At 56.9% G+C, this 9,519-nt stretch carries 9 protein-coding genes and 1 pseudogene; 2 read left to right on the top strand and 8 right to left on the bottom strand.

What is annotated here, in order from left to right:
* Together ENTHG_RS20450 and proB are read right to left on the bottom strand one after the other, a co-directional pair.
* Window positions 1-416: pseudogene (locus ENTHG_RS20450) on the bottom strand (gamma-glutamyl-phosphate reductase); the annotation flags it as partial.
* A gap of 11 nt (window positions 417-427) precedes the next feature.
* Window positions 428-1,531, bottom strand: a complete 1,104-nt coding sequence (gene proB / locus ENTHG_RS20445) for a glutamate 5-kinase (RefSeq protein ID WP_044184281.1) — start codon at window positions 1,529-1,531, stop codon at window positions 428-430.
* 290 nt (window positions 1,532-1,821) lie between these two features.
* On the opposite strand from proB, the gene phoE reads away from it, so the two are divergent.
* Window positions 1,822-2,886 carry a phosphoporin PhoE gene (gene phoE, locus ENTHG_RS20440; protein WP_044184277.1) on the top strand — a complete coding sequence of 355 codons (1,065 nt, stop codon included), beginning with the start codon at window positions 1,822-1,824 and terminating at the stop codon, window positions 2,884-2,886.
* Between the two features lie 95 nt (window positions 2,887-2,981).
* Here the strand turns inward: phoE and crl are convergent, their stop codons facing one another.
* The 3 genes from crl to gpt form a co-directional block, all read right to left on the bottom strand.
* Window positions 2,982-3,380, bottom strand: coding sequence for a sigma factor-binding protein Crl (gene crl, locus ENTHG_RS20435; RefSeq protein ID WP_044184274.1), 399 nt, complete (start codon window positions 3,378-3,380; stop codon window positions 2,982-2,984).
* 57 nt (window positions 3,381-3,437) lie between these two features.
* Window positions 3,438-4,682 carry an esterase FrsA gene (gene frsA / locus ENTHG_RS20430; protein ID WP_044184272.1) on the bottom strand — a complete coding sequence of 415 codons (1,245 nt, stop codon included), beginning with the start codon at window positions 4,680-4,682 and terminating at the stop codon, window positions 3,438-3,440.
* Between the two features lie 104 nt (window positions 4,683-4,786).
* Window positions 4,787-5,245, bottom strand: coding sequence for a xanthine phosphoribosyltransferase (gpt, locus tag ENTHG_RS20425; RefSeq protein ID WP_044184268.1), 459 nt, complete (start codon window positions 5,243-5,245; stop codon window positions 4,787-4,789).
* Between the two features lie 258 nt (window positions 5,246-5,503).
* On the opposite strand from gpt, the gene pepD reads away from it, so the two are divergent.
* Window positions 5,504-6,961 carry a cytosol nonspecific dipeptidase gene (pepD, locus tag ENTHG_RS20420; protein ID WP_044184265.1) on the top strand — a complete coding sequence of 486 codons (1,458 nt, stop codon included), beginning with the start codon at window positions 5,504-5,506 and terminating at the stop codon, window positions 6,959-6,961.
* 64 nt (window positions 6,962-7,025) lie between these two features.
* Here pepD and prfH read toward each other — a convergent pair whose 3' ends face one another.
* From prfH to ENTHG_RS20405, 3 genes are all read right to left on the bottom strand, one after another.
* Window positions 7,026-7,634 carry a peptide chain release factor H gene (gene prfH, locus ENTHG_RS20415; protein WP_044184262.1) on the bottom strand — a complete coding sequence of 203 codons (609 nt, stop codon included), beginning with the start codon at window positions 7,632-7,634 and terminating at the stop codon, window positions 7,026-7,028.
* The gene (locus tag ENTHG_RS20410) at window positions 7,631-8,770 is read right to left on the bottom strand and encodes an RNA ligase RtcB family protein (protein ID WP_044184259.1); all 1,140 of its coding nucleotides are present in this window, start codon (window positions 8,768-8,770) and stop codon (window positions 7,631-7,633) included. The genes prfH and ENTHG_RS20410 overlap by 4 nt, the downstream gene beginning before the upstream one ends.
* A 216-nt stretch (window positions 8,771-8,986) precedes the next feature.
* On the bottom strand, window positions 8,987-9,519 hold a 533-nt coding region (locus tag ENTHG_RS20405), incomplete at its 5' end, for a DinB/UmuC family translesion DNA polymerase (protein WP_044184256.1).

Raw genomic sequence — 9,519 nt, 5'->3', positions numbered from 1 at the left:
GCGTTGCCGGTTTTCAGGCACAGAGAAGCGACATCAACCGTCACGTTCGGACGAGCTTCATAGATAACACCAATCACGCCAAGCGGCACGCGGCGGCGTTCAAGGCGCAGGCCGCTATCCAGCAGACCACCGTCAATCACCTGCCCTACCGGGTCGGCCAGATTGCACACCTGGCGCACATCGTCAGCAATGGCTTTCAGCCGTGCCGGGTTAAGCGCCAGACGGTCAAGCAGCGCCTCGCTCAGGCCATTGCGGCGCGCTTCCAGCACATCCTGTTCATTAGCCAGCAGAATGTCTTCGCGCTGCGCTTCCAGCTCATCGGCGATTTTTTCCAGCACGCGGTTCTTTTCGCGGCTGGAGAGCAATGCCAGCTTGTACGATGCTGCTTTGGCAGCGATGCCCATCTGTTCCAGCATACTTCTGCTCCTTAACGGGTGATCATATCGTCACGATGCACGGCGACCGGGCCGTACTCATAGCCGAGAATAGCGTCGATCTGCTGCGAATGCTGCCCGGCAATACGGCGCAGCGCGTCGCTGTTATAGCGGCTGACACCGTGGGCGATATCACGACCTTCAAGATTACGAATACGGATCACTTCACCACGGGAGAAGTTGCCTGTCACGCTTTTAATCCCTTTCGGCAGTAAAGAGCTGCCGCGCTCCAGAATGGCGGCGGTGGCCCCTTCATCCACGCTAATTTCCCCTGCGGGAGGCGCGCCAAAGATCCAGCGCTTGCGGTTTTCCAGCGGCGACTCCTGGGCATGAAAACGCGTGCCTACCGGGATGCCTTCCATCACATCACCAATCACACCGGGCTTGCTGCCTGCGGCAATAATGGTCTCGATACCGGCGCGGCAGGCGACATCGGCCGCCTGCAGTTTAGTGCCCATGCCGCCAGTGCCAAGGCCAGAGACGCTATCGCCGGCAATAGCGCGCAGGGCGTCATCAATACCGTGCACGTCTTTAATCAGCTCTGCCTGCGGGTTGGTGCGCGGATCGGCGGTGAACAGCCCCTGCTGATCGGTCAGCAGCAGCAGTTTATCGGCCCCAGCCAGAATGGCGGCCAGCGCGGACAAATTATCGTTATCACCCACTTTGATTTCAGCGGTGGCGACGGCGTCATTCTCGTTAATGACCGGCACAATATTGTTATCGAGCAGCGCCCGCAGCGTATCGCGCGCGTTCAGGAAGCGCTCTCTGTCTTCCATATCGGCGCGGGTAAGCAGCATCTGCCCGATATGAATACCGTAAATAGAGAACAGCTGTTCCCACAGCTGAATCAGACGGCTTTGACCGACGGCGGCAAGAAGCTGTTTGGAGGCGATGGTGGCGGGCAGTTCCGGGTAGCCCAGATGCTCGCGCCCGGCGGCGATCGCGCCAGAAGTAACAATAACAATACGGTGCCCTGCGGCGTGAAGCTGCGCGCACTGACGCACCAGCTCCACAATGTGGGCGCGGTTAAGGCGACGGGATCCCCCCGTTAAGACACTGGTCCCTAGTTTCACCACCAGCGTTTGACTGTCACTCATGATTTTCTGCCGTTCAACTCAATGAAAACTGCCTTTGTAGCAGGATTAGCGGCAACTTCCAACTGAGAGTTTTTAATGCTTAAGAAAATCACCTAAGGCGATCCTCAAGCGTATCAACAGAAGTTGACCTTTTTATTACAGAACCCACACAACCTGTTTTCAAAAAAAATAAATAAGAATTGTCATAAATCTTTAATTCTCGAACGTTAAAACCTACGTGAATTTTTTATACGGGGCGGCAATGTCCCGGGAATCTCAAGCGCGTTACTAAAATTAAATCAGGAAACATAATGAAAAAAACAACTTTGGCATTGATGATGATGAGCGTTGGCGCGGTTTCTGCTACTTCACAGGCGGCAGAAATCTACAACAAAAACAGTAATAAGCTGGATCTGTACGGCAAAATCAAAGCCATGCACTATTTCAGCGACGACGCCAGCAACGATGGTGATAAAACGTATGTCCGTCTGGGCTTTAAAGGCGAAACCCAGATCAACGACCAGATGACCGGCTTCGGTCGCTGGGAAGCTGAATTCGCGGGCAACAACGATGAAAGCACCTCCGGGCAGAAAACCCGTCTGGCCTTCGCGGGCCTGAAAATAAAAGATTTCGGCTCCCTCGACTACGGTCGTAACCTCGGGATTCTGTACGATGCGGCTTCGGTCACCGATATGTTCCCGGAATTCGGCGGTGACTCCCTGACCCGTACCGACAACTTTATGACCAAACGCACCACCGGCGTTGCCACTTACCGCAACACGGACTTCTTTGGCGCGGTCGAAGGCCTGAATATCGGCCTGCAGTATCAGGGTAAAAACGAATCTGGCCGTAGCGCCATTAAGCAGAACGGCGACGGCTACGGCGCGTCTCTGTCTTACAACTTCGGCGGCAGCCCATTCACCGTGATTGGCGCCTATGCCAACTCTGACCGTACCAACGCGCAGGAAGATATGGCGCTGGGCGAAGGCGAGAAAGCAGAAGCCTGGGCGACAGGCATGAAGTTTGACGCCAACAACCTGTACCTGGCGGCAATGTACTCGGTTTCTCACAATATGACGCCGGTAAGCTCCAGCCGTGGTTTTGCCAACACCGCGCAAAACTTTGAAGCCGTAGTGCAATACCAGTTCGACTTCGGCCTGCGTCCGTCCCTGGGCTATGTTCAGACCAAGGGCAAGGATATTGAAGGCTACGGCGATGTGGATCTGGTGGAATATATCGACGTGGGCGCGACCTACTACTTCAATAAAAACTTCTCGGCGATGGTGGATTATAAAATCAACCAGATCGATAGCGATAACCCGATTGTTACCAGCAACGATGACGTTGTGGCAGTGGGCGTAACCTATCAGTTCTAATATGAGCGCGGCGTAGCCCGGGTAAGCGCGTCGCGCACCCGTGATTCCCGGATGCGGATAAAAAAACGGCCTTCATAATGAAGGCCGTTTTTATTTTATGCAGAGAGCTTAACCTCGTCGGTGAAGTCATCCGCCGGTTCCAGTTTTAACTCCAGCGATGCCAGCAACTCGCGGGCGCGGCCATGAAACTCGCGCAGCGTGTGCGCCAGCCGATCGGCAACTTCACTGTCTTTGATCGCCATCGGCTGCCAGTTACCATCTTTATCATACAGACCGAACTGATAGCTGTAGGTAAAGCGGTTAGCCTGTGCTTCCATTTCCATCCACCATCCCCAGAATTCCCGCTTCTCCGGCGCTGGCTTTACATTGACGCATACGGCCAGGCAATCAAAAAAGAAGCGATTTCCGGCGCACTGCTCTTCCCGAATATACGGGCCCAGCGCGGTAAACTTTTTAATGATCCTGCTCTTCGGATGTCCACTCGGTAACGTCATTGCGATCTCCTTTTGTGATGCAACTGTTTTACCAAATGAATGGAAATTATCAAACCATTAACGCAATCTATGCATCATCCAGTCCGTAATATCGCGTAACGCCTTATCAAAGTTGCGATAAACCGGGTTGAATGGGATCTCAAGCAGTTTGCCTTCCGCAGAGGAAGAGACAATCAGGCGCGACTCCTCTTCCGGGCTGAACGGATCGTTTTTCCAGAAACCAGAAAGCATCGGCGTTGGGCAGCGGCGGCCCAGCAGCCCCTGCGTTTTCAGCGAGTAGCGGTTCAATTCCACATACAGGGACTCATCCGACGCGTTATTCATCCCCAGCCTGCTGGCGAGCATGTCCATATACATATCCGGCGCCCGTCCAAGCTGGCGCGGGTTGGTCAGCAGCGCGTGCACCATCGGCCCCAGGCAGGCGACCCCTTTTAAGCGCTGGGGCTCCAGGTAAGCCAGACGCACCGCGACGTTAGCGCCGAAGCGAAAACCAAACGCCGCTACGCGGGTGTGATCGACCCACGGAATGTTCGGCAGCGCTTTGAGAACATGCTGATGCAGCAGGCTGGAGTCCTGGGTGAGCTTCCATTTTGAAGAGAAACCAACCGAGGGCATATCCAGCGTCAGCATGGCAATCCCTTTTGGCGCGAGGTAGCGCTCATAAAGGTTGTAGTAGTCGCTTTGCAGACCATCCAGCCCGCCGCACATCAGTACGGTAGGAAATGGCCCCTCGCCTTTCGGCATATGCAAAAAGCCGATAACCGGCGAGCCGCCGGGGATGGCGAATTCCATCTCTTTGAGCGAGCCTGGCAGGCGCTGCGCGGCCTCTTCATAGGCTCGATTCGCCAGCGCCTGCGCCTGTTCGGCCAGCGCGTCGCCCTTGATGTGCGGATAGGCGGCGATGCTATAGAGGTTGGAGGCATGCAGCCAGTGGCGACCGCTCAGGGTGGCGTCCTCTTCCTGGCTCGCCTTTTGCTGCCACTGCATGGCCTGAGTCGACCACTCATAAATCCAGTTCCCGCCGCGATAGCCCACTACCGTATCGTACAGTTCGCTATCGGTTCGTTCGGCCTGGCTCATGATAATCCGCGCCTGTACGTCCAGGATTTCACGCGGATCGACGCCGCGCCAGATCCACATCAGCCGGTTAATCATGCGATACCAGTGCGGAATATTTACGCCATCCAGCGTGGAGTGAACGCTGGGGTGAGCGCCGTGGCTGGAACGTTGCACCAGCGTAGAGGTTTCCGGGTGCTTGAAACGGGGTTTGAACAGCGTTTCGCTAAGGTTAGCCTGTGGCATTGCGCGCAGCCTCCATGTATACGTCAATAGTGCTTATTGTAACCTGGCGGGCGTTAAATAAAACAACGCCCGGCTAAGCCAGGCGTTGAAAGAGGAGGCGGGAATTAACGGCCGGAGATAGGCGGTACGAATACCACGCCCATGTCCCACGGCTGTTCAATCCATGTGTCCTGCGGAATATCAATGACATAATCGTCAACCAGCGGGCGGCCTGCCGGTTTAGCGAAGATAGTGACAAAGTGCGCTTTCGGATACATTTCGCGGATCGCCACGGCGGTGCCGCCGGTATCCACCAGATCGTCGATCACGATAAAGCCTTCGCCGTCGCCTTCGGCGCGTTTCAGTACTTTCAGCTCGCGCTGGTTATCATGGTCGTAGCTGGAGATGCAAACGGTATCAACATGACGAATACCCAACTCGCGGGCCAGCAGCGCCCCCGGTACCAGACCGCCACGGCTGACGGCAATAATGCCTTTCCACTGTTCAGAGGGCATCAGACGATTTGCCAGTTTGCGGGCGTGAATCTGCAACATGTCCCAGGTGACGACGTATTTTTCGCTCATGTGAAGTGTCCCAGCCTGTTAATCTACGGCTTAAAAAGTGTTCTACGGGGAAATAGGTTGCGCGAGATTATAGAGATCTGAAGCGCTAAAAACCAGTGCAACCGGGCTACGCCTTCGCTTTTTACGTGATGCGTACTAACAGAAAGGCCAGAAAGTGGTATTCTCAGGGCCATCTCGCAAGCCAGCCTTGTGATGTTCATCTATTTAACCCTATGACCTGCAAGGTATGTTTGACAGGCCCTCTTAAGGAGACTCAACGTGTCTGAACTGTCTCAGCTTTCTCCACAGCCGCTGTGGGATATTTTCGCTAAAATCTGCTCCATCCCTCACCCGTCCTATCATGAAGAACAGCTTGCCGAACACATTATGGGCTGGGCGAAAGAGAAAGGGCTGCACGCCGAGCGCGACCAGGTCGGTAACATTTTGATTCGTAAAGCCGCTACCGCCGGAATGGAAAACCGTAAACCGGTTGTACTGCAGGCGCACCTCGATATGGTGCCGCAGAAAAACAACGACACCGTACACGACTTCACCAAAGATCCCATCCAGCCGTATATTGATGGCGAGTGGGTAAAAGCGCGCGGCACCACCCTCGGCGCGGACAACGGCATCGGCATGGCCTCTGCGCTGGCGGTGCTGGCGGATGAGAGCGTGGCGCACGGCCCGCTGGAAGTGCTGCTGACCATGACCGAAGAAGCAGGGATGGACGGCGCGTTTGGTCTGCAACCCAACTGGCTGCAGGCGGATATCCTTATCAACACCGACTCTGAAGAAGAGGGTGAAATCTATATGGGCTGCGCCGGTGGTATCGACTTTATTACCACCCTGCCGCTCTCCCGCGAAGCCGTCCCGGCTGATTTCCAGACTTTTAAGCTGACGCTGAAAGGGCTGAAAGGCGGCCACTCCGGCGGCGATATTCATCTGGGTCTTGGCAACGCCAACAAACTGCTGGCGCGTTTCCTGGCGGGCCACGCGCAGGCGCTGGATCTGCGTCTGGTTGACTTCAACGGCGGCACCCTGCGTAACGCCATTCCGCGCGAAGCGTTCGCCACCGTCGCCGTCGCGGCGGGCAAAGCAGACACGCTGAAAAAACTGGCCAATGATTATCTGGATATCCTGAAAAACGAACTGTCGGTCAAAGAAAAGAACCTGACAGTTGTTCTGGAGTCCGTCTCCAGCGATAAAGCGGCGCTGACCGCGCAGTCACGCGATGCCTTCGTGCTGCTGCTGAATGCCACCCCGAACGGCGTTATCCGTAACTCCGACGTGGCGAAAGGGGTTGTTGAAACCTCGCTGAACGTGGGCGTGGTTACCATGCAGGACGACAGCGCGGAGATCATCTGCCTGATTCGTTCGCTGATCGACAGCGGCAAAGATTACGTGGTGAGCATGCTGGAATCACTGGGCAAGCTGGCCGGCGCGAAAACCGCGCCGAAAGGCGGCTACCCAGGCTGGCAGCCGGATGCCAACTCGCCGGTGATGGCGCTGGTGCGTGAAACCTATCAGCGTCTGTTCAATAAGACGCCGAATATTCAGGTGATCCACGCCGGGCTGGAGTGTGGCCTGTTCAAAAAACCGTACCCGGAGATGGATATGGTCTCTATCGGGCCAACCATTACCGGCCCGCACTCGCCGGATGAGCAGGTTCATATCGAAAGCGTCGGCCATTACTGGACGCTGCTGACCGAACTGCTGAAAGCCATTCCGGCGAAATAAGCCAGTAGCGCATCCGGGGGTCCCGGGTGCGCTTGCCCTTACCCGGGCTACGCCCGAAGCCACATCATTTAAATTCCGGCCCTTTAAACGTGCGCACCGGATTGCCGCGTTCAATCTGATGGTGGAACATCCGCCGCTGTGATTTCATCGCCGCGCTTAACGCTTCACGTCGCTGCGCAAGACGCCAGGCAATCAGCAGCCGCGCCAGCCGCTTGTTGGCATGCTGACTGCGCTCCGACTGTACCTTTACGCTAATCCCGCTTGCCACATGCGTCGCCCTGACCGCCGAGTCGGTTTTATTGACGTGCTGCCCGCCGGGGCCGGAAGCGCGCAGGGTTTCAAAACGGATCTCGTCGCCCTGCGCCTGCTCATCCGCGCAAAAGCGGCCGACGCCAATGTACCAGTTCTTGCGCCCGTGCCGTGGCCGGTAAGGGCTTGGGCAGATCCACTGTACCGTGCCGCACCAGCGGTCGCTTAGCGCATCGGCACTGTCGCCCTCCAGGGAGACCAGCGCCGAGCGCAGCGTATCCGGGCGGCCGCCCGGCTCGGTCTCCAGCAGCGTCAGGGCCACGCCCTGCTGTGCCGCCTCGGCCATCAGCCGCGCCAGCGCCTTTTTCACCGCCAGACAGCATTCGTCCGGCCCCTGTGCAGAGGAGAACTGCAATAAAATCATGCGCCGTTCCCTCCGCGGGTTTTCAGGGTCAGCACCGGGCGAAGGCGTGCCACCGGCACGACCAGCCCCGCCTGCACCAGCGAGTCCACCACGCTTTGGGCGGACTTATAGGCCTGCGGCGCTTCTTCATAAATAAGCTGCTTATCACGGCAGATTACCCGGCTGCCAAGCCCCGTGCGGGCCAGCTGCGCCGGGCTGAATTTACCCGACAGCCGCCCTTTACACTCGGTGCGCATCCATTTGCGACCCGCGCCGTGCGCCAGCGAATGCAGGCTGATGTCCGAGGCGACAGGCTGCACCAGCCAGCTGTAATCGCCGCGCGAACCGGGAATGACCACCAGCCCTTCGCCATCCGGCGTGGCGCCCTTGCGGTGCAGCCAGCCCTGTTCGCCATTGATGACGCATGATTCAACGAAGTTATGCGCCACGTCCAGCACCGGCTCGCCTGCGGCCCGCAGCTGCTGCAGGATGCGGGTGGCGATAAGCGCACGGTTAGCGCGGGCAAACGCCAGCGCCTCAGCGTGTTCGGCAAGATAAACCTGCGCCTGCTCACTTCCCTGCGCCAGCCCCGCGTGGGAAAACGCGGCGATATGCCGTTGCAGAATAGCCTGCCCGAGACCACGGGAGCCGCTGTGGGTCAGTAACACCAGATGCTGCGCATCCAGCCCGGCCTGATGGAAACGCCCCTCGTCAAAAACGTCCTCCACCTGCTGTAGCTCGGCGAAGTGGTTGCCGCCGCCAATGGACCCCAGCGCGCCGCGCCACGCATGCTGCGCCAGCGCCGGCGGCAGGTGCGCTTCCAGCCACGCGTCATCGGCATGGTCGTCCAGCGCCAGCAGGCGTTTTTCAGCCTTATCGGCGTTGTATTTGCGCGCCACGATATCGGTTTGCCGCAGCGCCATGCCGCAGCCAATATCGTTGCCGACCAGCGCCGGATAAAGACGCTCAAGGGAGAAGAAAGCCGCGCCAATAGGGTAACCGCGTCCGGGATGTAAATCCGGCATGCCGACGACGCGGCGCATGCCGGGTAAATTTGCGGTGGTGTGTAATTGCTGGATCGCTAAACCTTCGATCCACAGATCGTCTGACGCAATATAAGAAATTGCCTCAGAGAGAACATGAACATTATTGCCCATATACCATTCCTGAAAATTAAAAATAAGGAGATGGCAGACGTTACCAGGGCAAGAAAGGTGTTATTCCTGGAAATGTCTGCAATTGAGGTTGTAAGAATATGTCGTCATGATTAACCTCCTTTGCAGTCAGTGAGAAATGGAAAGTGCGCGTATATTAACAGCCGCGCAGAGCATTGCAAGGCCGTTTATTGAATTACTTCTTGATATATTCTGAATTTATAACCCCAGCAGTAGCTGCCTTTCGAGCTGGGGATCGAGCAGCGTGACATGTAGCCCCACCAGCCGCACGCCCCGCCCGCCCCGGCGCTCGTCCCAGGTTTTGCGCGCGGTGGCAATCAGATCCTCTTTATTCAGCCGCGGCCAGACATGCTCCTGAGTGGTCTGCTGAAAGTCATTGAATTTTAATTTCACCCCCTGGCGGGCAATAAGCAGATCGGGCTTCACGTTGGCCAGACGGCGCTCTAATTCCGGGTAAAGCCGTTCGATTATTGCCTCGCACTCCGCCCACTCGTGAATATCCTCCATCAGGGTACGTTCAACCCCAACCGATTTACGCAAACGCTCGCTGTTAACATCGCGTTCATCAATGCCCTGGCTGCGCTCCCATAATACCCGGCCAAATTTCCCGAAGCGCTTTAATAAGGTGGCGAGATCGCTGTTCTGCACATCCTCACAGGTGCGCAGCCCCATCTGCTCCAGTTTTGCGGCGGATACTTTACCGACGCCGGTGATTTTCCCCAGCGGCAGGG

Source organism: Phytobacter massiliensis JC163, from assembly GCF_000321045.1.
Lineage (GTDB): Bacteria > Pseudomonadota > Gammaproteobacteria > Enterobacterales > Enterobacteriaceae > Phytobacter_A > Phytobacter_A massiliensis.
The sequence above is the reverse complement of the archived record's forward strand: the minus strand, read 5'-3'. Positions and strand labels throughout refer to the sequence as shown.